This window comes from Streptomyces sp., from assembly GCF_031181555.1.
Taxonomy (GTDB): Bacteria; Actinomycetota; Actinomycetes; order Streptomycetales; family Streptomycetaceae; genus Streptomyces; species Streptomyces fimbriatus.
Map to the genome: position 1 here is coordinate 49,648 of NZ_JAPSKQ010000008.1, position 25,274 is coordinate 74,921.

General features: G+C 72.1%; 23 protein-coding genes and 1 pseudogene. 16 read left to right on the plus strand and 8 right to left on the minus strand.

Going from position 1 to position 25,274, the window contains the following annotated elements; translation table 11 throughout:
• Positions 1-37: 37 nt before the first annotated feature.
• Entirely contained in the window at positions 38-1,105 is a 1,068-nt protein-coding gene (locus RIM90_RS03420; protein ID WP_309059008.1) for a glucose-1-phosphate thymidylyltransferase, read from the minus strand.
• 485 nt (positions 1,106-1,590) lie between these two features.
• Between RIM90_RS03420 and RIM90_RS03425 the strand changes: the two genes are divergently transcribed.
• Complete coding sequence (locus RIM90_RS03425) at positions 1,591-2,799, plus strand: ParB/RepB/Spo0J family partition protein (RefSeq protein ID WP_309059031.1); 1,209 nt, start codon at positions 1,591-1,593, stop codon at positions 2,797-2,799.
• 182 nt (positions 2,800-2,981) lie between these two features.
• Here the strand turns inward: RIM90_RS03425 and RIM90_RS03430 are convergent, their stop codons facing one another.
• The 3 genes from RIM90_RS03430 to RIM90_RS03440 form a co-directional block, all read right to left on the minus strand.
• Entirely contained in the window at positions 2,982-3,941 is a 960-nt protein-coding gene (locus tag RIM90_RS03430; RefSeq protein WP_309059009.1) for an aldo/keto reductase, read from the minus strand.
• 325 nt (positions 3,942-4,266) lie between these two features.
• Positions 4,267-5,403 carry a DegT/DnrJ/EryC1/StrS family aminotransferase gene (locus RIM90_RS03435; protein WP_309059010.1) on the minus strand — a complete coding sequence of 379 codons (1,137 nt, stop codon included), beginning with the start codon at positions 5,401-5,403 and terminating at the stop codon, positions 4,267-4,269.
• A 135-nt stretch (positions 5,404-5,538) separates the two neighbouring features.
• Positions 5,539-6,894, minus strand: a complete 1,356-nt coding sequence (locus RIM90_RS03440; protein WP_309059032.1) for an alkaline phosphatase — start codon at positions 6,892-6,894, stop codon at positions 5,539-5,541.
• A gap of 182 nt (positions 6,895-7,076) precedes the next feature.
• Between RIM90_RS03440 and RIM90_RS03445 the strand changes: the two genes are divergently transcribed.
• From RIM90_RS03445 to RIM90_RS03475, 7 genes are all read left to right on the plus strand, one after another.
• Entirely contained in the window at positions 7,077-8,000 is a 924-nt protein-coding gene (locus RIM90_RS03445) for an APH(6)-I family aminoglycoside O-phosphotransferase (RefSeq protein ID WP_309059011.1), read from the plus strand.
• Between the two features lie 381 nt (positions 8,001-8,381).
• Positions 8,382-9,428, plus strand: a complete 1,047-nt coding sequence (locus RIM90_RS03450) for an inosamine-phosphate amidinotransferase 1 (RefSeq protein WP_309059012.1) — start codon at positions 8,382-8,384, stop codon at positions 9,426-9,428.
• Positions 9,429-9,508: 80 nt separating this feature from the next.
• The gene (locus RIM90_RS03455) at positions 9,509-10,354 is read left to right on the plus strand and encodes a glycosyltransferase (protein WP_309059013.1); all 846 of its coding nucleotides are present in this window, start codon (positions 9,509-9,511) and stop codon (positions 10,352-10,354) included.
• Positions 10,355-10,362: 8 nt separating this feature from the next.
• The gene (locus tag RIM90_RS03460) at positions 10,363-10,962 is read left to right on the plus strand and encodes a streptomycin biosynthesis protein StrG (protein WP_309059014.1); all 600 of its coding nucleotides are present in this window, start codon (positions 10,363-10,365) and stop codon (positions 10,960-10,962) included.
• 121 nt (positions 10,963-11,083) lie between these two features.
• Positions 11,084-12,241, plus strand: coding sequence for a dTDP-dihydrostreptose--streptidine-6-phosphate dihydrostreptosyltransferase (locus RIM90_RS03465; protein ID WP_309059015.1), 1,158 nt, complete (start codon positions 11,084-11,086; stop codon positions 12,239-12,241).
• 56 nt (positions 12,242-12,297) lie between these two features.
• Positions 12,298-13,374 (plus strand): NAD-dependent epimerase/dehydratase family protein, encoded by a 1,077-nt coding sequence (locus RIM90_RS03470; RefSeq protein ID WP_309059016.1) that lies wholly within the window; start codon positions 12,298-12,300, stop codon positions 13,372-13,374.
• Entirely contained in the window at positions 13,371-14,270 is a 900-nt protein-coding gene (locus RIM90_RS03475; protein WP_309059017.1) for a glucose-1-phosphate cytidylyltransferase, read from the plus strand. The genes RIM90_RS03470 and RIM90_RS03475 overlap by 4 nt, the downstream gene beginning before the upstream one ends.
• Here RIM90_RS03475 and RIM90_RS03480 read toward each other — a convergent pair.
• Entirely contained in the window at positions 14,188-15,474 is a 1,287-nt protein-coding gene (locus RIM90_RS03480; protein ID WP_309059018.1) for an SAF domain-containing protein, read from the minus strand. The genes RIM90_RS03475 and RIM90_RS03480 overlap by 83 nt on opposite strands.
• Positions 15,471-16,019, minus strand: a complete 549-nt coding sequence (rfbC, locus tag RIM90_RS03485; protein ID WP_309059019.1) for a dTDP-4-dehydrorhamnose 3,5-epimerase — start codon at positions 16,017-16,019, stop codon at positions 15,471-15,473. Before rfbC ends, RIM90_RS03480 begins: the two co-directional genes overlap by 4 nt.
• Positions 16,020-16,242: 223 nt before the next feature.
• Between rfbC and RIM90_RS03490 the strand changes: the two genes are divergently transcribed.
• The 7 genes and pseudogenes from RIM90_RS03490 (at position 16,243) to RIM90_RS03520 (ending at position 23,853) form a co-directional block, all read left to right on the plus strand.
• The gene (locus RIM90_RS03490) at positions 16,243-17,940 is read left to right on the plus strand and encodes an ABC transporter ATP-binding protein (RefSeq protein WP_309059020.1); all 1,698 of its coding nucleotides are present in this window, start codon (positions 16,243-16,245) and stop codon (positions 17,938-17,940) included.
• On the plus strand, positions 17,937-19,676 hold the full coding sequence (locus RIM90_RS03495; protein ID WP_309059021.1) for an ABC transporter ATP-binding protein: 1,740 nt from the start codon (positions 17,937-17,939) through the stop codon (positions 19,674-19,676). The genes RIM90_RS03490 and RIM90_RS03495 overlap by 4 nt, the downstream gene beginning before the upstream one ends.
• A gap of 42 nt (positions 19,677-19,718) precedes the next feature.
• Complete coding sequence (locus RIM90_RS03500; protein ID WP_309059022.1) at positions 19,719-20,480, plus strand: methyltransferase domain-containing protein; 762 nt, start codon at positions 19,719-19,721, stop codon at positions 20,478-20,480.
• A 52-nt stretch (positions 20,481-20,532) separates the two neighbouring features.
• Positions 20,533-21,210, plus strand: a complete 678-nt coding sequence (locus RIM90_RS03505) for a StsF protein (protein WP_309059023.1) — start codon at positions 20,533-20,535, stop codon at positions 21,208-21,210.
• A complete protein-coding gene (locus tag RIM90_RS03510) occupies positions 21,210-22,199 on the plus strand; it encodes a phosphotransferase (protein WP_309059024.1) in 990 nt (329 codons plus the stop codon). The genes RIM90_RS03505 and RIM90_RS03510 overlap by 1 nt, the downstream gene beginning before the upstream one ends.
• A gap of 234 nt (positions 22,200-22,433) precedes the next feature.
• Positions 22,434-22,898, plus strand: a pseudogene (locus tag RIM90_RS31505) (glycosyltransferase family 39 protein); the annotation flags it as partial.
• Between the two features lie 637 nt (positions 22,899-23,535).
• Entirely contained in the window at positions 23,536-23,853 is a 318-nt protein-coding gene (locus RIM90_RS03520) for a hypothetical protein (protein WP_309059026.1), read from the plus strand.
• Positions 23,854-24,017: 164 nt separating this feature from the next.
• On the opposite strand, the gene RIM90_RS03525 is transcribed toward RIM90_RS03520, so the two are convergent.
• A complete protein-coding gene (locus RIM90_RS03525; RefSeq protein ID WP_309059027.1) occupies positions 24,018-24,590 on the minus strand; it encodes a molybdopterin cofactor-binding domain-containing protein in 573 nt (190 codons plus the stop codon).
• Positions 24,538-25,041, minus strand: coding sequence for a molybdopterin cofactor-binding domain-containing protein (locus tag RIM90_RS03530; protein WP_309059028.1), 504 nt, complete (start codon positions 25,039-25,041; stop codon positions 24,538-24,540). Before RIM90_RS03530 ends, RIM90_RS03525 begins: the two co-directional genes overlap by 53 nt.
• Before the next feature lie 36 nt (positions 25,042-25,077).
• Here RIM90_RS03530 and RIM90_RS03535 point away from each other — a divergent pair.
• The coding region (locus RIM90_RS03535; RefSeq protein ID WP_309059029.1) for a hypothetical protein at positions 25,078-25,274 on the plus strand (197 nt) is incomplete at its 3' end.

Sequence of the window (25,274 nt, forward strand, 5' to 3'; positions counted from 1 at the left end):
GGAGCCGCCTTCCGTCTTCAGTCGGGGTCGGCCGGGGTCAGGAGGAGATCTGCGCCTTGCTGTGGTCGCCGAGGACCAGGCGGTGGGCGTGCGGGACCGGCGGCGCCGGGGTCACCTGGACGTGCCGGCCGATGAGGGACGCCTCGATGCGCCGCACTCCGGAGATGGAGGCGTTGCGCAGCACGATGGAGAATTCCAGTTCACTGTCCTCCACCAGGCAGCCCTCGGCGATGGAGGTGAACGGCCCGACGTAGGAGTCGGTGATCACGGTCCCGCTGCCGACCACGACGGGCCCGATCACACGGGAGTTGCGGATGACGGCGCCCTCGTCGACCCGGACGCGTCCGATGAGCTCGCTGTCCTGGTCGACGTCTCCGTCGCACCGGGGTTCGACCGTCTCCAGCACCAGCCGGTTCACCTCCAGCATGTCGGTGACGTTGCCGGTGTCCTTCCAGTAGCCGCTGATCAGGGTGGACCGCACGTCCTTGCCCTCGTCGATCAGCCACTGCACGGCGTGGGTGATCTCCAGTTCGCCCCGCCAGGACGGTTCGATGGCCCGGACGGCCTCGTGGATCGCGGGGGAGAACAGGTACACGCCGACCAGGGCCAGGTCGCTCCGGGGATGGGTCGGCTTCTCCTCCAGGTGACGCACCCGGCCGTGCTCGTCCAGTTCGGCCACGCCGAAGGACCGGGGGTCGGACACCCGGGTGAGCAGCAGATGGGCGTCCGGCCGGTGGGCGCGGAACGCGCGGATGGGCTGGTCGATCCCGCCCACCACGAAATTGTCGCCGAGGTACATGGCGAAGTCGTCGTCACCCAGGTAGTCGCGGGAGATGCGGACGGCGTGGGCCAGGCCGAGTGGCTTTCGCTGGGGAATGTAGGTGACGTCGAGGCCGAATTTCGAGCCGTCCCCCACGGCTTCCATTATCTCCGCGACGGTGTCCCCGACCACGATTCCGACATCTGTTATTCCGGCGGCCGCGATGGCCTCCAGGCCGTAGAAAAGGACCGGTTTGTTGGCGACCGGCACCAGTTGTTTCGCGGACGTGTGGGTTATCGGCCGTAACCGGGTGCCGGCTCCGCCGGCCAGGACGAGCGCCTTCATTTTCTCTCCCTGCGTGACGTGGGGCCACGGATGGGCCGGCGACGCATGAGCCGCACGGTCGCCGGCCGGTGGCGAAAAATCTGCGACGGGTGGCCTGTTCTCTGTCTTGGTCTGCGCCCGGGGCGTAAGGGGCGTAGCTATTCGACGCTCGTTTCGTGGTCGTCCGACGGCTGGAAACAACCGTAGATCCCCACCCGCGCCGGGTGGACCGGCGGCTCTTCCCCCGGCGGACCGCCATGGATGCGCCGCCGCGGCCCGGTTCCGGCGCCCCGGACGCCCGTGCGGGGCCGCGTCGCACCCCCCGGTGGACTCATATTTCTGGTCATTTGCAGCTGCTTTACTGCCGAGACGGCAAGTGATAATCCTACACCGGGGGAAGTCGGGGGAAGTCGGGGGAAGTCGTACGTTGTGCTTCGCGCCATTCAGCGAAATACCTTGTGACCGAAAGGTATGTGATGGAGCTCAGTTCCCGTCGTCAGTCCGACATGCACGATCTGTCCTCCCGGGGGGTAGCGGAAATCAATGGGAACAGCGCGAAGTTATCCGGTGTCGTCAAGGTTCCCATCGCTTCCTTAAGGCCGTCCGACTCGCCGCGAAGTGCCGGGGAGGACCCGGAGCACATCCGCGCCCTCGCGGAATCCGGCGCGGAACTCCCGCCCATCATCGTGATGGCCTCCACGATGCGGGTCGTCGACGGAATGCACCGCCTGCGGGCCGCCGAACTCCGGGGGGAGAGCGAGCTGGCGGTCCGGTTCTTCGAGGGCGACGAGAAGGACGCCTTCGTCCTCGCCGTCGAAGCCAACATCACCCACGGCCTGCCGCTCGGCCTGCAGGACCGCAAGGACGCCGCCGCGCGCATCCTGCGCAGCCATCCGATGTGGTCGGACCGGGCGATCGGGATCGCGACCGGGCTCTCGGCCAAGACCGTGGCGGCGCTCCGGGCGCGTTCGACCGAAGGGCTTCCTCAATCGAATGTCCGCATCGGCAGGGACGGGCGGGCCCGCCCGGTCGACCCCGCCGAGGGGCGTCGGCTGGCCGGGCGGCTCATGCAGGAGAACCCCTCGGCCCCGCTGCGCCAGATCGCCGCCCAGGCCGGCGTCTCCCTGGGAACCGTATCCGACGTGCGCAAACGGCTCCAGCGGGGTGAGGGGCCGGTCCCCGAACGAGGCCGCGCGCGGACCGAGGCGGAACCGGGGCCCGAGCCGGCCCGGAAGCCGGAGCGGCCGTACGACGAAGCCGAGGCCGAGCGGCCCTCCCGCGCGCTGATGCTGCACCACCTCAGCCGCGACCCCTCCGTACGGCTCACCGAGGACGGCAGGACGCTGCTGCGGTGGCTCACCGTCGCGGCGGTGCGCCCGCAGGACTGGGAGCGGTTGCTGCGGAACGTCCCGGCGCACCGGGTGGGAGCCGTCGCCGAGCTGGCCCGGGGCTGTTCCCGGACCTGGCAGCTCGTCGCCGAGCAGCTCGAACGGGCCCGCGGTGCCGGTGCGGAGCACGGGACCGGCGGCGAACCGGGCGGCCAGGAGGCCGAGGGCGCCGAGCGGCCCGCCGTCGGCATGCCACGCCGCGCGGCCGCGCTGGAGTCCCGGCGGCCGGGAGAGGTCACCGTCCAGGTCCCCGACGCACTCGACCGCGCCGGGGCCCCCGCCGATCCGTGCTGCGACACCGTCGCTCCGCGGACCCGCAAGCGGTAGTGGCCCGGTGCGGGGGCGCGCCCCGCGCCGACCGGTGACCGGCGTGCGGGACGGGGCCGACGCAGGACGGTGAGGGGCGGGCCGACGGGAGAGACCGGGGGAGAGGGGACGGCGACGGGGTGGGACGACGGCGGTCGCCGGGTCCCGCGCCGGCGCGCTCGTGGCCGCCGTCCCGGCTCCGGTCAGTCCCGGGGCGGCTCTCCCGCACCGTTCTCCAGCCAGTCGCGCTCCGCCTCGGTGAGCCGGAGCGCTGCCGCGGCCAGCGAATCGCGGACCTCCTCCGGCTGCCGCGGACCGATCAGCGCGACCACGCGGAACGGCTGGGACAGCGTCCAGGCCAGCGCGATGCCCGTCGACGAGACACCCTTGCGCTCGGCGAGGGTGCGCGCCCGGTGCAGCCGTTCGACGTTGGTCTCGCTGTACCAGCACTCGGCGAGCGGACTCGTGCGCAACTCGGCGGGGTCCGCCAGGGCGTGGGCCCCGCGCCCCTGGCTCGCCCAGGGGTACAGCGTGACCGGGTTCTCGGCGAGCCACGCCCGCCAGCGCGGGTCGTGGGAGCCCATGGTGCCCGGATAGATGGGCTGCACCATGTCGATCAGGCTCAGCTGGTTGCTCACCCCCACCGGTGCCGGCAACCCCTGCTCCCGGGCGTAGGCGACGGCCTCCCGCACCCGGCCGAGTGACCAGTTCGACATGCCGTACCCGCTGATCAGACCGCGTGCCACCAGGTCCGCCAGCACGCTCACGAACTCGCCGACCGGCACGTCGGGGTTGTCCCGGTGGAGCATGTACAGGGCGGCGTCGTCCCGCCCCATGCGGTCGAAGCTCTCGGCGAGCTGCGCCTCCACCCGGTCCGGCAGGCACTCCGGGGTGTGCGCGCCCTTCGCCAGGACCCATACGTCCTTCTCGACGCCGCGGGACCTGGCCCACGCGCCGAAGGTGCGCTCACAGCAGCCGGGCCCGTACGCGTGCCCGTACAGCCACGCCGTGTCGAAGGCCCGGCCGCCGCCCTCCCAGTAGGCGTCGTACACGGGGAAGGCGCGCTCGTTCTGCCCGAACGCGGACGTGCCGAGCAGCAGGGGCGGAGCCCCACCGGAGTCGGGCGAGACGTCGGAGGAGGCGGGCGGTGGAACAGAGGACATGTGCTCTCCAGATTCTCCTGAGGCCGCGGGGGCGCGGCACCGCGTGCACGGGGCCGCTGGGCGCGCGGGGTGTACGGGGAACGGGACGGGGGCGTACAGGGGCGGCCGCGCCGCCGGTGACGGACGACGCACCCCGTGCCGGCGGGGGCCGCGCTGCGACGGGGCCGGGCGGTGGGGCCGGACACCGGGGCCGGCCGGTGAGGCCGCCCGGTCGCGGGCGAGGGCCGGGACGTGCCGCTCACCGGGTCGCGAGGGCGCCGCGGTGCGTCCGGCGGCACGGCGAAGCCACCCGCGACAGGAGGCGGCGCGGCGCCCAGGTGTCAGCTCATCCGGTGAACGCCTTGCGGACCTCGGCCGCCACGTGGTCGAGGTGCCGTTCGGTGAGCGCGGGGTGCGACGGCAGCGCCAGCAGCTCCTGCGACAGCCGCTCCGCGACCGGCAGCGACACCGTCTGGTGCTCGGCGAAGGCGGGCTGCTTGTGCAGCGGGAAGGGATAGCGCAGCAGGACCGGGACGCCGCGGGAGCGCAGGGCCGCGGCGATCTCGGCGGCCGGCGGCCGGCCGCCGCCCGGCACCGCCCGCACCACGTACTTCCAGAAGGCGTGCACGGTGCCCTCCGGCTCGACCGGCAGTTCGAGGCCCTCGACGTCGGCCAGGCGCTCGGACAGGTACGCGGCGTTGCGCCGGCGTGCCTCCACCATCTCGCCCAGCCGCCCGTGCTGGCTGAGACCGACCGCCGCCTGCACGGCGGTCAGCCGGTAGTTGTAGCCGACCTCGGACGCCCAGATCAGACCGGGACGGTCGGCGATGGGGCCCTCGCCGTGGCTGCGCAGCCGTCGGATGCGCTCGGCGTAGCCGGGGTTGTTCGTCAGGACGGCACCGCCCTCGCCACCGGAGGTGATCACCTTCTGCTCGAAGAGGCTGACGCACGCCAACTCGCCGAAGCCGCCCACCGGACGGCCGCCGATGCTGGTGCCCAGCGCCTGGGCCATGTCCTCGACGAGCGGGACCCCGGCGTCCGTGGCGATCGCGGACAGCGCCGCCATGTCCGCGGCCACGCCGTTGATGTGGACGACGACGATCGCCTTGGTCCGATCGGTGATCAGGGACTTCACCGAGTCGGGGTCCAGGCAGTGGGTGTCGGGCGTGACATCGGCGAAGACCGGGCGGGCCCCGAGGTAGGCGACGGGGCTCGCCGAGCCGATGAAGGTGTGGGCCGGCACGATCACCTCGTCACCCGGGCCGACGTCGAGGGCGTGCAGGGCCAGGTGGACCGCCGCCGTACCGGTGGACACGGCCACCGCGTGCTCGACGGCCTGGCTCCCGGCGAGGGCCGATTCGAACTCCTCGACGACCGGATTGCCCAACCCCACCAGGCGGTTGGTGCGCAATGCGGCGACGGCCGCCTCGACATCGTCGTCGGAGAGCTGGGGCCACCTCGGTAATTCCACGGAGGAGCTCATGGGTCACACCCTTCAATTCTGTGGTGGATTCTGGGGTGAATGCGTATTTCTGCTTCCGCCGGACCATGCTGAAGGGGGTGGGGAAATTCTTCAACCGCGGTCACTTGAAAGCGAATTCGATCGGGCCGGAAGCCGTCAGTGAATGGACCGCAGCCCGAGCGCGGTGCGCACGGTGTGGAACAGCGCGGTGTTCTCGTGCACGCCGACGACCCGCTCCGCGTACGGCCCGCGGGCGGCCACCCGCACCGGCACCCCGGTGTGCTCCTGCACGTCGTCCGGTGCGCCGCCGGCGTATCCGAGGTGCAGGTGCGCGCCCTCGTCGGTGACGAGCGTCGCGGACCGGCCCGGCGGCCGGGCCTCCAGCGGCAGGATCTGCCCTCCGCTGCCGTGGTCCGCCGTCACGACGACGAGCGTGCGGGGATGGCGTGCGGCGTAGGCCAGCGCGGTCCCGACGGCGCGGTCGAAGGCGACGGTCTCCCCGATCTGGCCGCACGGGTCGGCGTCGTGCGCCCGGTCGTCGATGGCGGCTCCCTCCACCTGGAGGAAGAACCCCTCGCCGTCGGCGCCCGCCCGCTCCGTACGGGCCGTCAGCAGTTCCAGCGCGGCCCGCGTCGACTCCTCCAGGGCCGGCGTACCGGCGAAGGGCGCGGGACTGCCGGTGCCGCAGCGCTGGGGGGCGGTGCCGCCGGGCCGCGCCGGGACCCCGGTCCACTCGACCGGCAGGGACCCGTCGGCGAACAGCCCGAGGACCGGCCGGTCCGGGCGGGCGGCCCGCAGACCGGTACGGTCCCGCACCACCTGGTAGCCCTCGGCCCGGGCCTGCTCCAGGACGGTACGGCCCCGGTACGGCCCGTCCGTGACCCGCTGCCCGAACACGTCCGCCCCGCCGCCGAGCAGCACGTCCGGGCGCAGCGCCACGGTCTGCTCCGCGATGGAGCCCGCGCCCCCGCGCTCCCGGGTGTCCGCGGGGCAGGCCGCCATGTCCGCCGGGCCCGCGCAGGAGCGGTCGGTGACGTGGGCGGTGAGCGCGGCGGGCGTCGCGTCGGTGATGCGTGCGGTGGTGACGCTGCCGGTGGCGTAACCCTGGCGCCGGGCCAGCTCCAGCAGCGTGGGCAGCGGACGGTCGGTGTCCGGGGTCTTGGCGACCCGCCCGTTGACCGTCTTCCGCCCGGTGGCCCAGGCGGTGGCGCCGGCGGCGGAGTCGGTGACGTAGTCGGGGCGGCCCCGCTCGTCCACGGCGTAGGTGAGGGACGAACCGGTCATCGGCAGCCGGTCCATGGCGAGCCGCCCACCGGCGCCGACGGTGTAGTTCCGCGCGGCGGTGATCTCCGAGTCACCCATGCCGTCACCGACGAGGAGGATGACGTTCCGTGGACCGGCCGGTTCGGCGCCGGTCACGTTCGCGTGGGGTGCGGGGGCGGCGGAGGCCACGGTCAGAGCCGTCACCAGGGCCGCGGCGACGGTGCCCCCGCGCCGCGCGGACCGCCGCATTCCGCGCCCGGTCCCGGGAATGACTGCCGTCATCGATCAACTCCTTGGAAGAGAACGGCCGGTGAACGGCGGCGACCGTATCTCGCGGTTCTCCCACCCACTACCGTCCACGGACGGCGGGGCCTGTACCGATCTCCGATAGGTTGCGCGGGAAACACCCGCTCCCTCCTGAGGAATTCGATATGAGCACGTCAAGACTGGTGGAGATCCCGGAATCCCTGGCGTCGTCGTACGCCCGCGCCTTCGGCGAGGAGGGACAGGCCTGGATCGCCGCCCTGCCCGCGCTGGTCGCGGACTTACTGGACCGCTGGGAGCTGACGGCGGACGGCGCCCCCGCGTCGGGGGAGGCCTCGCTGGTGCTGCCGGTGCTGCGCGCCGACGGCACCCGCGCCGTCCTCAAGCTCCAGACGCCCAGGGAGGAGACCTCCGCCGCCATCACCGGGCTGCGCACCTGGAACGGGCACGGAATCGTGCGGCTGCTCGACCACGACCCGCAGAGCAGCACCATGCTCCTGGAGCGGCTGGACGCGTCCCGCACGCTGGCCTCGGTCGAGGACGACGACGCCGCCATGGGCGTACTCGCCGGGCTGCTGGCCCGGCTGGTGTCCGTCCCCGCGCCACAGGGGCTGCGCGGCCTCGGCGAGATCGCCGGCGCCATGCTGGAGGAGGTGCCGCGGGCGGTGGCGGCGCTGGCCGCCCCGGCCGACCGGCGGCTCCTGAACGACTGGGCGTCGGCGGTGGCCGAACTGGTCGGCGAACCCGGCGACCGGATGCTGCACTGGGACCTGCACTACGGCAACGTCCTCGCCGCCGAGCGTGAGCCCTGGCTCGCCATCGACCCGGAGCCGCTCGCCGGCGACCCCGGCTTCGACCTGTGGCCCGCCCTGGACAGCCGGTGGGACGACATCGTGTCACAGGGGGACGTCGTACGCGTCGTGCGGCGCCGCTTCGACCTGCTGACCGAGGCCCTCGGCCTGGACCGGGCGCGGGCGGCCGGCTGGACGTACGGCAGGCTGCTGCAGAACGCCCTGTGGGACATCGAGGACGGCCGCGCCGCCCTCGACCCGGCCGCCGTCACCCTCGCGGAGGCGCTGCGGGGCCACTGACCCCGGCCGCGCCCGGGACGACGGCAAAGGAATCGGCGGTGCCCCCGGGCGCCGCCGATTCGGTTTATCGCGGGGAAGTCCCGTGTTCGAGTGCCGACATTCTTCAGTCGAACGACGGCCGTGTTCGCCGACCGCACCCCGGCTTCGCTATGCTCGCGGCCCATTGAGAGGCGGCTCACTCAGCCCCTAATTCCAGGGCGAGTCGGCGGCCGCGGCGGTGTGATTTCACCGCCGGGTTCGCCGCTGCCGCGCACGGCCCGTTTCGGAACGCCGGGGCAGCGCACGAGTATTCACGAAACATCCGCTGAACACGCGCTGAAACAACCGCTGAAGCATCCGTTGCAGCACCGCATTCATGCCGACAGCCACTTGAGGAGGGCCATGAGTCTGGTCAGTGTGCACAACGAATGGGACCCGCTGGAGGAGATCATCGTCGGAACGGCGGTCGGCGCCCGGGTCCCCCGGGCCGACCGCAGCGTGTTCGCCGTGGAGTACGCGGACGAGTACGACAGCCAGGACCAGGTTCCCGCCGGCCCCTATCCGGACCGGGTGCTCAAGGAGACCGAGGAGGAACTGCACGTCCTGTGCGAGGAGCTCGCCAAGCTCGGCGTCACCGTCCGGCGGCCCCGGCAACGTGACAACTCGGCCCTCCTCGCCACCCCCGACTGGCAGACCGACGGCTTCCACGACTACTGCCCGCGCGACGGGCTGCTCTCCGTCGGCCAGACCGTCATCGAGTCGCCGATGGCGCTGCGCGCCCGTTTCCTCGAGTCCCTGGCCTACAAGGACATCCTGCTGGAGTACTTCGCCAGCGGCACCCGGTGGCTCTCCGCGCCCAAGCCGCGGCTCACCGACGAGACGTACGAGCCGACCGCACCCGCGGGACAGCGGCTGGCCGACCTGGAGCCGGTGTTCGACGCCGCCAACGTGCTCCGTTTCGGCACCGACCTGCTCTACCTGGTCTCCGACAGCGGCAACGAACTGGGCGCGAAGTGGCTCCAGTCGGCCCTCGGCAGCACCTACACGGTCCACCCCTGCCGCAACCTGTACGCCTCCACGCACGTCGACTCCACGATCGTGCCGCTGCGCCCGGGCCTGGTCCTGATCAACCCGGCGCGCGTCAACGACGACAACATGCCGGACTTCCTGCGCTCCTGGCAGACCATCACCTGCCCGGAGCTGGTGGACATCGGCTTCACCGGCGACAAGCCGCACTGCTCGGTGTGGATCGGCATGAACCTGCTGGTGGTCCGCCCCGACCTCGCGGTCGTCGACCGCCGTCAGACCAGCCTGATCAAGCTGCTGGAGAAGCACGGCATCAACGTGCTGCCGCTCCAGCTCACCCACTCGCGCACCCTCGGCGGCGGCTTCCACTGCGCCACGCTGGACGTCCGGCGGACCGGCTCCTTGGAGACCTACCGGTTCTGACGTCCGGTCCGGGCCTGCGGCGGCCCCCTCCGGCCGCAGGCCACCCAACCCCCCGACCGTGACAGGAGGTTCGCCCCAACGTGATCGGCTACGGAGTCTGCGTCGGCCCGTCCGACCTGTTCGACCGCATCTGCCGTCCGGGAATCGAGCGCGTCCGGACACCGGGCAGCCCGTTGTTCACCATGCGCAACCAACGCTCCATGTTCGAGGCGTACAACGCCATGTTCGACCAGGCGGCCGCAAACTCGGAGGTCACCGGCCTGGTGATGCTCCACGACGACGTCGAGCTGCGCAAGAACCCCGCCGACGTCGCCGCACCGGTCTTCGAGGACGACTCCGTCGGCATGCTCGGCTCCCTCGGCGGCTCGGACACCGTCTCCCTGGCCTGGTGGAACGAGAAGGCGACCAGGCGCGGCCGGGTCACCGACTACGACAAGGTGCACGACCACGGCTCGGGCCTGCACGAGGTGCACGCCGTGGACGACGTGATCCTGTGCGTCAACCGCTGGGTCATCGAGAACGTGCGCTTCCCGGCCGGCCGCTACCGCGGCTTCGAGGGGCTCGGCGTCATCCTCGCCTCCCTGGTGCGCGCCGCCGGCAAGCGCGTCATGGTGCAGGACCTCCAGGACGTGATGCACCACAACGCGGGCCGCGGCTTCAACGGCCTCAAGGACTGGCGGTACAACGAGCTGCGCTGGCAGCGGCAGTTCTTCGACCTCGGCCCCCTGGAGCGGATGGGCAGCGTCCTGGAGGAGCTGACCGTACCGACGGTCCCGCTGCGCATCGCGGCACGGCGCCTGGCCCTGCGTGCCGCGGGCCGGGGTTTCGAAGTGAGCGACGGGGAGTCCGGCGATCCGGCGACCGACGAACTGGTGGACGGCTGGTACCGGCGGTGCACGCGGCTGCGCGGCCGGATGAGGATGTGAGAGAGGACATGGCGGCATTCACACGGCTGCACTACGACGTCGAGAAGATCCCGCTCGGCGATCTGGTGCGCGAGGTGCTGGCGGTGGACGACCTGGAGGGGCTCGCGGCCAGCGACCGGGTCGCGACCCGGGAGACCGACCAGAGCACGGACTACCACAAGCGGTTCTACGAGGCCTTCGAGGCCATCGAGCCGGCCTACCGCGAGCTGGCCCGCACCGTGCTCGGCGCGGACGCGGAGCGCCACTACATCCAGCGCGTGCCCACCTTCCGGGTGCACCTGCGCAACTCCCTCGCCGTCGGCGACTGGCACCGCGACAGCGACTTCGGGCACGACCCCTCCGAGGTCAACTACTGGGTGCCGCTCACCCGCGCCTACGGCAACAACACCGTGTGGATCGACAAGGAGCCGGTGCACGCCGAGTACGGCGACGTGATCGTCTTCGACGGCGCCAACTCCTGGCACGGAAACGTCGTCAACGACACCGACATCAGCCGGGTGAGCATGGATTTCCGCACCATCCCCCGCGACAAGTACCGCCCCAACGACAAGAAGTCGGTCTCCTTCGGGATGCCGTTCCTGCTCGGGGAGTACTGGGACGTCCTCTGACCCCGCCGCGGACACCGCCCGGTCGTGCGGGCCGCGCACCGCGCCGGACTCCGGTCCGCGCGGCCGGGCGGGGCAGTCATGAAAGTGCCGTTCACCACCAGTTCGATGTCATGGGGCCTGTATGCAGACCAGCGCGCATCCCACTCCGGCCCGTACGGCGGACCTCTCCTACGACGAGGCCCTGCTGTCCCAGGACGAGCGGTTCCGTACGTTCCTGGCCGGACTCCCGTCCGACACCCCGGTGTGGTTCTGTTTCTTCTCCTCCGGGCTGATGCACGTCATCCAGCACTTCCTGCGTTTTGTGCCGCCCCGGCTCAACTTCGCCTTCGTGTGCAGCGGGCTGACCGACGACGAGATCGACCTGCGCGACACCCTGAGCAGGGGCCGGCCCGCCTTCGACCTGGACGAACGGGTCGGCAGCCACGAGATCTTCGAGTTCCTGCTGCGCAACCTCGACCGGCCGTTCGGCATCGTCGACAGCGACTGCTTCGTCATGGACGCGGACTGGTTCACCCGGTGCACCGACGATCTGGAACCGGACGTCGCCGTCAGCAGCCCGCTCAGCTACGGGCCGATCCCGCTGGCCGCACCGCCGTTCATGGCGATCAACCCGCTGGCCCGCCCCGAGATCGAGCGCGCCATCGGCGGCCCCGTCTCGCCGGCGGCGTACTCCTACACCCCGCCCGGTCCCGAGAAGGAGATCGACGGCGCCATGGTGCGCCTGATCGAGCCGCATCACGAGGCGGCGCTCGCCAAGGTGCTGGCCATGGAGGGCCCGCGGCTTCCCTTTCCGCAGGGTGGCCTGCTGGACGTGCTCGACGACGGGCGCGAGGTCCGCAGCCACGAGCGCTACCATCACGCGCAGAACGGCAACGGCGTCATCCGGGTCGTCTTCGACGGGCTGATGTTCTACCAGCTGATGGCCCTGGCCGCGGGCTGGCGGATCGCCCACTTCCACAGCTTCCCCGGCACCAAGGTCTTCTCCGCGCAGATGGTGCACGCCGGAGGCATCTCCTACTGGCACCGGCTGCGGCCCAGCGAGATCGCCGCCGGCATCCACGAGCTGCCCTGGTCGGCGCACATCGACGCACTGCTGCTGGAGAACTTCACCGCCCGTCCCGACGCACCCCCCGCCTACCGCGCCCGCGGCACCCGGCTCGCCGCCAACCTGCGGCAGTCCGGCACCACCCTGGACCGGCTGCGGGAGGACCTGCGCGGAAAGCTCGCCTCGTCCGGCGTCGACGTCACCGACCCGCGCTGGCGCGCCGTCCTCGACTGAGCAGCCGTGCGCGACCGAGACAGCCGTACGCCACCGAGACAAGGGAGCCAAGCTCCGTGCGCATCCTGCTCACCGGCCATCAGGGCTACCTCGGCACCGTGATGGCCCCCGTCCTGACCGCCGCGGGTCACCAGGTCACCGGCCTGGACAGCGGCCTGTTCGCCTCTCGGGTGCTGGGCGCCCTGGACGTCCCCGACGTCCCCGGTCTCGCCCTGGACCTGCGCGACGTCACCGTGGACACGCTCCGCGACTACGACGCCGTCGTCCACCTGGCCGCCCTCTCCAACGACCCCCTGGGCTCGCTGGACCCCGAGCTCACCCACGCCGTCAACCACCACGCCTCCACCCGCCTCGCCCGGCTGGCGAAGGAGGCCGGCGTCGCCCGGTTCGCCTACGCCTCGACCTGCTCGGTGTACGGGGCGCAGCCCGGTGACGCACCGGTCGACGAGGACGCCCCGCTCAAGCCGGTCACCCCCTACGCCGTGTCCAAGGTGCGGGTCGAGGAGGACCTCGTGGAGCTGGCCGACGCCGACTTCGCACCGTTCTTCCTGCGCAACGCCACCGCCTTCGGGTTCTCGCCGCGGCTGCGCTCCGACATCGTGCTCAACAACCTGGTGGGGCGGGCGCTGCTCACCGGCCGGGTCACCGTGCTGTCCGACGGCACCGCGTGGCGGCCCCTGGTGCACGCCGAGGACATCGCGCGGGCGGTGCTGGCCGGGCTGGCCGCCCCCGCCGCCACGGTGCGGGCGAGGGCGTTCAACATCGGCACCGAGGAGAACAACCGGACCGTGGCCGAGATCGCCGAGGCCGCCGCGGCGGCGGTGCCCGGCTCGGTGGTGGAGATCACCGGCGAGACCGGCAACGACCCGCGCTCCTACCGGGTCGACTTCACCAGGGCCCGCACCGAACTGGGCCACCGGGCCGTCTGGACCGTCCCGGACGGTGCGGCCCAGCTGGCGAGGGAGTACCGCGCGCGGGGCCTGACCCGCGCCGCCTTCGACCACGACTTCACCCGGCTCGCCGTCCTCGAACGCCGTCGGCGGGAGGGCTCGCTCGGCGAGGACCTGCGGGTGCGTCCCGCGCACGCCCGGCGGGACGGGGACCATCGCACGGCAACGGCTGAGGAGGGATGACAGTGGACTCGGACATTCCGGTGGTGCTCCTGTGCGGGGGCTACGGCACCCGGATCCGGGAGGCGAGCGAACGGCTGCCCAAGGCCATGGTGGACATCGGGGGCCGGCCGATCCTGTGGCACATCATGAAGATCTACAGCCACTACGGCTTCCGCCGCTTCGTGCTGTGCCTCGGCTACAAAGGCTGGGCCATCAAACAGTTCTTCCTCGACTACCGCGCCCAGCTGTCGGACTTCACCATCTCCTTCAGCGACGAGCACCAGATCCGCTTCCACGACGACCGGGCCGACGAGAACTGGGAGATCACCTTCGCCGAGACCGGCCTGGACACAGCGACCGGCGCACGGCTGCGACGCGTACGGCGCTACGTCGACACCGACGACTTCATGATGGGCTACGGCGACGGGGTCGGGAACATCGACCTGGCGGCGCTGGAGAAGGAGCACCGCGCCGCCGGCCGGATCGGCACCGTCACCGGTATCCACCCGACGTCGAAGTTCGGCGAGATGGACGTCGAGGGCGACCAGGTGCTGGAGTTCAACGAGAAGCCCACCCGGGTGACCGGATTCGTCTCCGGCGGGTTCTTCATGTTCCGCCGCGAGTTCCTCGACGACTACCTCGACGACGACCCGATGCTGTGGCTGGAGAGCGCCCCTCTCCAGCGCCTGGCCCGCGACCGGCAGCTCACTCTGCACGCCCATCACGACTTCTGGTGCGCCATGGACACCTTCAAGGACTACCAGCACCTCAACGAGCTGTGGGCGGCCGGCGACGCGCCCTGGAAGGTGTGGGAGCAGCCGCGGAACCGGTCCGTCAGACCGGGAACAGCTCGTTCTGCTCCTCGCGCAGCCGGTCGACCAGCCGGCCCGCCGGCAGCCGTACGTCGTCATAGGTGAGCACCGCGTCCCTGGGGACGTCCCGGCGCAGCACGCACCCCTCGGCGACCCCCATGGGCAGCAGCCCCGAAGCCCGGGTCGCCGCATGGGTCTCGGCGACGCCGTAGGTGTCGTAGCCGCCGAGGCCGTCCACGACCGTACCGGCCTTCAGGTCGCGCTTGGCGGTGGCCACCACGTCCACCCGCGGCCCGGCCGGCGGCATCAGCGCCGCGTCGGCGAAGTCGACCGCGCGCACGATGGTGTGCGGGACCTCGAAATGGCAGAGGTGGTAGGGCGTGTAGAAGCTGTAGAGCGGGCCCTTGCCGAGCTTGTACAGCTCCAGGTAGTGCCGCTGCCGGGGGTCGTCATGGGTGCCGATCACATACACACCGGGCCCGGGCTTGGCGCCCACCACATAGTCGACGACACCACCCAGCGCGCGCAGCTCATCGATGTCGTAGACGCCGGTCAGCTCGTCGACATGACCGGTGTGCTCGTGTCCGTACATGCCCCGCCGTGCCACGGTCAGGCCGTGGGCGTTGGCGACGAGGGCCTGCTCGAAGGAGACCTTCGTGCCGTCGGCGAAGCTCGTGACCATGTGGACGTTCTGGCCCCAGCGCTCGGCGAACCCCTTCTGCGTGGCGGGGGTGCGGTACTCGTCCTGGAGGCCCTTGACGTTGCCGGCCACCAGCGGGGTGACGCCCAGACCGCGCACGAAGCGCAGCAGATTGCCCTGCACGCCGGGCTGGTCGCCGTCCGCCGCGGTGAGCACGACGCCCGCCGCGCGGGCCCGGTGGGCGAGCAGCGGGCCGACGGTCCCGTCCAGTTCCGCGTTCATCGTCACCACGGGCAGACCCCGCTCGATGGCGGCCACGGTGACCCGGGCACCGAACTCCACCGCGCCGGTGACGTCGACCAGGCAGTCGATCCCCTCGGCGGCGAGCAGGGCGAACGCGTCCTCGGTCACCACGGGACGTCCGGCGGACACGGCGGCCTCGACATCCTCCGCGGTGTCCGCCCGCACCGGCTGGACCCCCGCCTCGGTGTACGCGCGCTCGGCCGTGGCGAGGCTCCGGTTGGCGATCGCGGCCAGCCGCATGCCGGGGACCGACCGTACGATGTGGCGTGCCAGCCCGCGCCCCATGAACCCGGCGCCCACCATGCCGACCCGTATCGGCCGGTCCCGCTCCTCGCGCCGGCGCAGCGCGGTGTCGACGATGATCATCGCGACCCCACCGGCGCCTCGGACAGCAGCGGCCAGCCGGCGTCCTTGTCCGACACCAGCTTCACCGGCACCGGCCAGTGCACCCCGAGCGCCGGATCGTTCCAGCGCAGGCCCCGTTCCGCACCGGGGGTGTAGGCGGCGGAGACCTGGTACAGCGTCTCCGTGTCGTCGGTCAGCGTCAGATACGCGTGCGCGAAGTTCCTGGGGACGTGCAGGGCGAGCCGGTTGTCGGCGGTGAGTTCCGCGCCGAAGTGCCGCAGGAAGGTGGGGGACTCCGGACGCAGATCGACGATCACGTCGTAGATCGCACCGCGTGTGCAACGGATCGTCTTCGCCTCGGCGTTCGGCTCCGTCTGGTAGTGGAATCCGCGGAGCGTGCCCGCGTGGTGGTTGAACGACAGATTGCACTGGACCACGGCGGGTTCCAGCCCCGCCTGCTCGAATTCCTCTCGACAGAACGAGCGGGAGAAGAACCCCCTTTCGTCCTTCAATTCCCGGAGTTCGATGAGAGCCGCGCCGGCCAGCGGAGTTTCATGAATCAACACGGGTGATATCCCTCCGTCGGGTTGCCTGCGGAATGACGAAGCTACACAGTGGCAGACACGGTGACAGGTGCGGCTATCCGGAAGGAACGTTCAACTGCTTACCCCACGCACTCGAACAGCTCCTGGTTGACGCACCGACCGCCGGGCTCGGTATCCTTGCGCAATGCGCCCGTTACCTGTCGCAGACCCAGGGAATCCGGATATTCGTTCAGCCGCACGGTATTTGCTGTGGCTCGCGGGTCGCATCGCCTGGCCGCTGAGCGCCGCCGCGTTCTTCGGCGTGCTGTGGCTCGGCTCCCAGGCGCTGATGCCGGTGGTCATCCGGGAGGCCATCGACGACGGACTGGTGCCCGGCGACATGGACGCCGTCCTGTCCTGGTCGGCCGTCCTGCTCGGACTCGGCGTGGTCCAGGCCGTCTCCGGAACCATCCGCCGCCGTCTCAACATGTACAACGCCCTCTCCGTCGGCTTCCGCACCGTGCAGCTCGTGGTCGGGCACGCCAACACCCTCGGCGCCACCCTGGAGCGGCGGGTGGACGAGGGCGAGCTGGTCAGCGTCGGCACCTCGGACATGAACGCGCTGGGCCACGCCTTCGACATCGTCGGGCGGACCGCCGGCGCCGTGATCTCGGTCGTCCTGGTCTCGGTCGTCCTGGTCCGGCAGTCAGCCACCCTCGGCATGATGCTGATCGTCGCGGTCCCCGGGATCGTCCTCACCATGGGCTACACCCTGCGGCCGCTGCACCGCCGGCAGAGCGCCTACCGCGACCTCCAGGGCGAGCTGACCTCCCGGCTCACCGACGTGGTCGCGGGACTGCGCGTCCTGCGCGGCGTCGGCGGCGAGATCCCCTTCGCCCGCTCCTACCGCGAACGCTCGCAGCGGGTACGGGCCGCGGGTGCCCGGGTCGCCGGTGCGGAGGCCCTCATCCGAGCGGCCCAGGTGCTGCTGCCCGGGCTGCTGGTCGGCACCGTCACCTGGATCGGGGCGCGCGCGGCGCTCGACGGCAGTGTGTCCCCGGGCGAACTGGTCGCCTTCTACGCGTACGCGGCCTTCCTCGTCGAGCCGCTGGGCATCTTCACCGAGACCGCCGACCGGTTCGCCCGCGCCCACGTCGCCGCCCGCCGCGTGGTCACCGTGCTGCGCGTGCGGCCGGAGGCCGCGCCCGAGCACGCCGAGGGGTCCATGGACACCCTGGCCACCGCGCTCGTCGACGAGACCACCGGCTTCACGGTCACGCCCGGATCCTTCCACGTCGTCGTGGCGCCGTCCGCCGAGGGCGGGCGGCTCGCCGACCGGCTCGGCGGTTACCACGGCGCCCCCGTCCGCTACGACGGCCGGCTCCTCACCACGCTGGCCCCTGACGAGGTCCGCCGCCGCATCCTGGTCGTCGACAACCGGCCCCGGCTCTTCCGCGGACCGCTGCGCGCCAGCCTCGACCCGCACGCGACAGCCGACGACACCGCGATCACCGCGGCCCTCCGGGCGGCCGCCGCCGAGGACATCGTCGAGCTCCTGCCCGACGGTCTCGACACCGACGTCACCGCCGACGGCCGGCACTTCTCCGGCGGCCAGCGCCAGCGCCTGGTCCTGGCCCGCGCCGTGCTCGCCGACCCCGACGTGCTCATCGTGGTCGACCCCACCTCAGCGGTCGACGCGCACACCGAGGACGTCATAGGGCGACGGCTGCGCGCGGCCCGGGCCGGCCGCACGACCGTCCTCGTCAGTTCCAGCCCGCTGCTGCTCGACCACGCCGACCAGGTCTCCTTCCTGTCCGGCGGCCGCGTCGCCGCGACCGGCACCCACCGGGAACTGCTCGCCGCCAGCGAGGACTACCGCCTCGTCATCCAGCGCGAGACGGGCGAGGCCCCGCCCGGACCCCTCCCGTCCACCGGCCTCGTGACCCGGGGGAGCGGCGAATGAGCAGGACCCGGCTCCCCGTCGCCGGCACGGCCGAAGTCCGTGCGCACGGAGCGGCGCTGGCCCGCCGCCACTCCCGCGACCTCACCTGGATGCTGGCGCTGCACGGGCTGGCGGCCGTCTGCGGCCTGCTCGGACCCTGGCTGATCGGACGCCTCCTCGACGAGGTCGTCCGGGGCACCACCCTCAGCACCGTCGACCACATCGGGCTGGCCCTGCTGCTGTCCCTGGTGGCACAGGCCGTCCTGACCTACTGGGCGGTGCAGCGCTCCTGCCGGTTCGGGGAGAAGGTCACCGCCGAGGTCCGGGAGGACTTCGTCGACCGCGTCGTCCGCCTGCCCCTGTCCACCGTGGAGGATGCCGAGCCCGGCGATCTCATCACCCGGGCCTCCCGGGACACCGACGCGCTCACCAACACCGTGCGCTACGGAGTGCCCGAGACCCTGATCGCACTGATGACCTGTCTGTTCACCTTCGCAGCGCTGGTCCTGGTCGGCCCGCTCACCGCGTTGCCCAGCCTCGTCGTCATCCCCCTGCTGTGGGCCGGCACGCGTTGGTACCTGCGCCGGTCGCAAGCCGCCTACCGGCGTCGCGGCGCCAGCTACACGGCGCTCGGCGACACCCTCGCGGAGACGGTTCCCGGCGCCCGCACGGTCGAGGCGCTGCGGCTCCAGGCGTGGCGGCGCCGCGCCCTCGACCGCGACCTCGCCGAGGCCTACGAAGCCGAACGGCACACCATGTGGCTGCGCAGCTCCTGGTACCTGACGGTCGAGCTCAGTTACGTCGTCCCCGTCGTGGCGACCCTGGCGATCGGCGGACTGCTGTACACCCAGGGCCTGGCCACCGTGGGCCAGGCCGTCGCGTCCACGCTCTACGTACGGCAGCTGATCTTCCCGCTGGACGACGTGCTGAGCTGGATGGACGAGCTCCAGATCGGCTCCGCCTCGCTCGCCCGGGTCCTCGGCGTCAGCGAACTCCCGGACGACCGGCGGCCCAGCGGCGCCCGTCCCGAGGGCCGGCAGCTCACCGCCCGCTCGGTCGGCTACTCGTACGTGCCGGGCCGCGACATCCTGCACGGCGTCGACCTGGACCTCGCCCCCGGGGAGCGGCTGGCCGTGGTCGGCCCGTCCGGCTCCGGGAAGTCCACCCTCGGCAAACTCCTGGCCGGCGTCTACGAACCCGTCTCCGGGACCGTCGAACTCGGCGGTGTGCGACTCGTCGACCTCGGCACCGAGGAGCTCAGGCGCCGTATCGCGCTGGTCACCCAGGACCATCACATCTTCCGGGGCACCCTGCGGGAGAACGTCACCCTCGCCCGGCCCGCCGCCGACGACGAGGTCGGGCACGCGCTGAAGGCGGTCGGCGCCGCAGAGTGGGCCGCGGCGCTGCCCGACGGACCGGAGACCGTGGTCGGCTCCGGAGGCCACCAACTGACCGCCGCCCAGGCGCAGCAGATCGCGCTGGCCCGGCTGGTCCTGGCCGACCCGCACACCGTGGTCCTCGACGAGGCCACCGCGCTGCTGGACCCGGCCACCGCCCGGCACACCGAGCGCGCTCTCGCCGCCGTGCTGAGCGACCGGACCGTCATCGCCATCGCGCACCGGCTGCACACCGCACAGGACGCCGACCGGATCGCCGTGCTGGAGAACGGCCGGATAAAGGAACTCGGAAGCCATCACGAACTGCTGGCCGCGAACGGCGCCTACGCCGCACTGTGGCGCGTGTGGCACGGCGATTGAACTCATTGCCGAAAACCCGCGTCCGGTCCTAGCCTGACCGTCATGAATTCCAGGAAACCGCATGTGGACTGGGACATCCTTTTCGGCGACGACTACGATTTCTTCGACCTTCCCGACCTCACTCCCGAGTTGAGCGAGCGAGAAGCGGCGAGCATGGTGAAACTCGGTGGATTCGAACCGGGGATGACCCTTCTCGACGCGCCCTGCGGCCACGGCCGGCACGCCAATGTGCTGGCCGCCCAGGGATATTCGGTGGTCGGTGTGGACCGGGACGAACGCTTTCTCGCGATGGCCGCCGCCGAGGCCGGGCAGCGCGGCGTCGACGTCGACTACCGTCAACTCGACCTGCGGGAGATGGACTTCGACGCCGAGTTCGACGCCGCCGTCTCCTGGTACAGCTCCTTCGGCTACTTCGACGACGAGACCGACCGGGACATCCTCCGCCGCTACCGGCGGGCGCTGCGCCCCGGTGGCCGCTTCCTGCTCGACATGCACTCCCCCTACCGGCACATACCGAGCATCCTCGCCAACCACGAGATGCACGTCGACGTGCTGCGCCGGGGCGGGAACATGGCCATCGACATCCAGGAACTGGACGCCGAGGCCAGCCGCTACTACGCGGAGAAGATCACCATCCGGGGCTCGAAGGTGGAACGCGCCCGCTACAGCGTCCGCATGTTCACGGCGCCCGAGATCCTGGAATGGTTCCGCACCGCCGGATTCTCCGGGACCCGCGTCATGAACGAACACGGCGGCACGTTCACCGTCTCCAGTCGCCGCCTGGTGGTCCTCGGCATCGCCTGAGCAGGACCACCGCGAAAGCCCCGTGAAGATCACTGCCATTGGAAGGGGTTCCATGGTCGCCAACGCCGGCCGGCTCGTCGCCTCGTTCGACACGCTCCGCACCGAACACTCCATAGAGGCCTTCCGCGCCCACTATGCCGCCCACCGCTGCGCCCAGCTCCCGCAGGCCGCGGACGTCACCGAACTCCGGGTCGCGGCCCGCTCGGCCTACGAGCGACTCCGCGACGAACCGGTCATCGACGCCGAGCGGCACGCCGAGGACGACGGGAAGCTCGGCTACGGCTTCCGCCTGCTGCGCATCGACACCAGGGCCGACTCACCGGAGCAAGCCGAACGCGTCACCACCGTGTTCCGCGAACAGGGCCTGCTCGACTGGGCCGAACGCGCCGCCGAGGAGCTGATCCCGCTGGTCGACCGGATCACCGGCCGGACACTGCGCTACGAGCGGATGTTCCTGCTGGCCTACCGGGAGGGCGACTACATCGGACCGCACGGGGCGGAGCACGACACCGACCTCGACCGCTTCAACCTCCAGTTCCCGCTCTGCTACGACACCATAGGGGCCATGCGCATCCTGCGCGACGGCTTCCTGGAGACGATGTACGACCGCGACGGCGACGCCCGGCTCCTCGGACCGCGCATGTGGCACGAGGTCCCGCCGCTGCTGCGGCTGCCCGACGGCCCCGACCCGCTGCGGCTGGTCGTCTCCCTGCGGCTGAGGGCGGACTAGTGCCGGCCGGCGCTCGGGGCACCGCCGACCCCACCGACGCACTCGCCTCGGTGGCCGCCGAGGTCTTCCGGCGGCACGGGGTGGACTTCGCCCGGGCCCGGCGCGCGGCCGGCTGGACCAACGCCACCTGGCTGGCCGGCGGTCTCGCGGTGCGGGTCGCCCGGGTGCCGGGCACCGGTGACCTGAGCCGCGAGGCGCAACTGGCCGCCGTGCTGCCGCGGGAGGTCGGCTACCCGAACGTCGTGGACACCGGCACCACCCGCGGATTCGAGTGGGTGGTCACGGACGAGATCGCCGCGGGCAGCCTGGACGACGCCTGGGCGGACCTGGACTGGGACCGGCGCATCGCGGCCACACGGCAGCTGTGGGCCAGGGCGGAGGCGGTGCACCGGGTCGCCCCGGACGTCGCCGCCCCGCTGCTCCGGCACCGCAACCCCTTCTACGCGCCGACGTTGGACGAGGCCAAGGCCGGCCTGCGGCGACTGCACACCGCGGACGTCCTCACCGGCCGTGAATTCGTGGGCCTCGCCCGTGCCCTGGACCGGCACTGGGCCGCACTGCCCGGCGCGGTGTCCGTCCTCAACCACGGTGACCTGTCACCGGTCAACGCCCTGTGGGACGGCACGCGGGTGGTGTCGCTGCTCGACTTCGAGTTCGCGGTCCTCGCCCCGGTGCACCTGGACCTCAACGAGCTCGTCAAACTCGCCTTCGCACCACCGGAGCACGGCACCGCACCGACCGAGGAGGAGACGGCGGGGCGCCGCCGGTTCCAGGCCGCGGTGACCGAGCTCGCGCGCCCGCTGCTGCGCACCGCCTCCGACGTCGACCTGCTCATCGGCCACTCGATTCAGCTGGAGACCTGGGGACTGGAGCGGGAACTGTCCAAGCCGGGCCGGGAGGCCTACCGCACCTGGGAGCCGTACCGGATGCTCGTCGCCCTCGCGGACGGCGGCGGCTGCTACGCCCCCCTCCTGGACGCGCTGCGCTGAAGCACGCCGGCGGCGACCGCGTCGCCCCGGTCTCCCAGGCCTCCAACCCCGGAGAAGAGCGTGAAGACTCCCTCCCACGGCGCTCGACGGCACCCCGGCCGGGCCCCCCGGGACCCGGCCGGGGCGGTTCCGCTCGCGTGGCGGCCGGTGTCCGTCATCGCGGCCTCGACCGCGGTACTGCTGTTCGCGCTGGCCGGACGCTACGGCTACGACGGTGACGAGCTGTACTTCGTCATGGCCGGCCGCCACCTGGACTGGGGATACGCCGACCAGCCCCCCGGGGTGCCGGTGCTGGCGCTGCTGGCCGACACCCTCGCTCCGGGGTCCCTGCGGGTGCTGCGCCTCCCGGCGATCGCGGCGACCGCGACCGGGATCGTGCTGGCCGCGCTGCTGGCCCGGGAGATGGGCGCGGACCGGCGGGCGCAGTGGCTGACCGCGGCCGCCTACGCCCTGGCCTTCGGGGCGCTCGGGCGGCTGCTGTCCACCATGGTCTTCGACCTCGCCCTGTGGACCCTGCTGAGCTGGCTGCTGGCACGCTGGGTGCGGCTGCGCCGGGAGGGCGTCCCACGCGACCGGCTGCTGCTCGCCGCGGGCGCGGTCGTCGGGGTGGCGCTCCAGGCCAAGTTCCAGATCGCCGTGTACTGCGCGGCGCTGCTGGCGGCCGTACTGCTGTGCGGGCCCCGTGCGCTGCTCACCCGGCCGCCGCTGTGGGCGGGGGCCGCGCTCGCGGCACTGTCCGCCGTGCCGACGCTGGTCTGGCAGCACCGGCACGGCTGGCCGCAATGGGAGATGGCCGGGGCGATCGCCGCGGAGGTGTCGCGGATCGACGGGTCCGCGGAGAACCTGGTGCTGATGGTCCTGGGCCTCGGACCGGTGCTCGGCCTGGTGCTGGGGCTGTACGGACTCGCGCGGCTGCTCGCCGGCCGGGAACCGCGTGCCCACCGCTTCCTCGCCGTCGCCGCCCTCCTGGTGACCGGCTTCGTCGTCCTGACCGGCGGACGCGCCTACTACGTCTACGGGGTGTTCCCGGCCCTGTGGGCGGCGGGCGCGGTCGGCTTCCAGCGGCGGCGCTCCGGCCCCGCCACGGGCGGCCGGCTCGCGGACTCCCGGGGCACGGACCGGCAGCGGCGCGTGGGCCGGTGGGCGGGCCCCGTGATCGCGGTGTCGCTGTTGTGGCCGCTCGCGGACCTGCCGCTGCTGCCGCGGGACGCCTACTCCGACCGGCCGCCGCACCGCCTCGACAAGCGCTCCGAGATCGGCTGGCCGGAACTGGCCGACCAGGTCGGCGAGATCTACCACGCGCTTCCCCCCCGGCCGCCGGGACCACGCGGTGATCATGTCCGACGACTACTGGGTGGCCTCCGCCCTGGCGTACTTCGGCCCCGCCCGCCGGCTGCCCCCGGTGCACAGCGGCTCCCGGGGCTACTGGTACTTCGGCGCGCCCGGCGCGGACCGGACCACGCTCCTCTACGTCGGCGAGCCCGAGCCCGCGGTCCGCGCGCACTTCACCGTCGTGCGGCGGATCGCCACCGTCGACAACGAGCTGGGCATCGACACCGACTACCAGGGCCGCCCGATCTCGCTGATCAGCGGACCGAAACAGCCCTGGACGCGGATCTGGCCCGACTTCCGGCGCCTGAACCTGCTCTCCTGACCGACGGGCGACCACGCGCCCGGCGGCGTCCATGGGAACGGAGTCCTGGGATGGCTGTGACCGGGATGCCTTCCGCCACCGGAACGCCGGCGCCACCCCGTCAGAGGGCCGGGGAAGCGGTGGTCCTGCGGTGCCGGCGACCGGCCCCGAAGGGGAGCCGGGGATCAGTCGGCCCGGTCCAGGGCCGTCCAGACCGTGTCGGAGCGCAGGGGCAGGGCTGTGAAGCGGAGACCGCTCGCGTCGCGCAGGGCGTTGGCGAGGGCGGGGGTGACGGGGTTGAAGGGCAGTTCGCTCATGGGTTTGGGGGCCGGTGCCGTGCCACGGGGCTCAAGGAGATGGACGGTGGTCGCGGGGAGGTGGCCGAAGCCGGGAATGGTGTAGCTGCGCAGGTCGGTGGTGGTGATGCGGCCGTTGTGGTCGGTGGGCAGTTCTTCCCACAGGGTGGTGCCGACGCCCTGGACGACGGCTCCTTCGATCTGGGCCCGACACTGGGCGGGGTCGAGAGCGAGGCCGGCGTCGGCGACGTGCACGCTGTCGATGATGCGGATGTGTCCGGTCGCGGGGTCGACGGTGATGAGGAACCACTGTGCGCAGATCGCCAGGACGGGATCATGTCGTCGGCGGCGGCGCGGCCGTGGGCTTCCCAGCGGAGCCCGGCCGCTTGGGCGTGGGAGTAGGCCTCGGTCAGGGGGAGCGGGGTGCCGGCGCAGTCGATGGCCTCGGCCTCCAGCCGGCATGAGGCCGGGCGGCGGCAGGGTGGTGGGTGGCGGCCCAGTCCAGCAGCCGCCGGGCCAGGGCGTGGCAGGCGCGCACGACGGCGCGTCCGGTCAGGAGGACTCCGGTGGACGCGAAGCCGCCGGTGTCGTGATCGAGCAGGTCGGTGTCGGCCTGTCGCAGGTGGATGCGGGCCGGGCCGGTGTTCAGCGCTTGGGCGGCGATGCGCAGCAGGGTGGTGCTGGTGCCGCTGCCGAATTCCGGTGCGCCGGTGGTCAGGGTGTAGTGGCCGTCGGGGCGCAGGGAGACGCGGGCCTGGGCGATGTGGCCGTCCGGGGGCAGGGTGTGCTGTGCGGCGACGGCCAGTCCCTCCCCGATCAGCCGACTCCGGGCCGCGAGGACGGGCCGGTCCTGGAGGCGCTGGGCGCGGGCGGTGCGCAAGGCGTCGAGGCAGCGGGACAGACCCTGGTCCATCACCGGGCGCCGACCGGCGACGCCGGGAAACGGCGCGTGGTCACCGGGGCGCAGCAGGGCGCGTTCGTGGATGGCGATCGGGTCGAGGCCCAGGGTGCGGGCGAGTTCGTCGACGGCGACCCCTTCAGCGACTTCGCCACCCTCGTCCGCACCTCCCTGGTGCTGCGCGACGGCATCGCCCACCACCAGACCGACCTCACCACCACCCACGCACCGGTCGTCGACCCGACCCG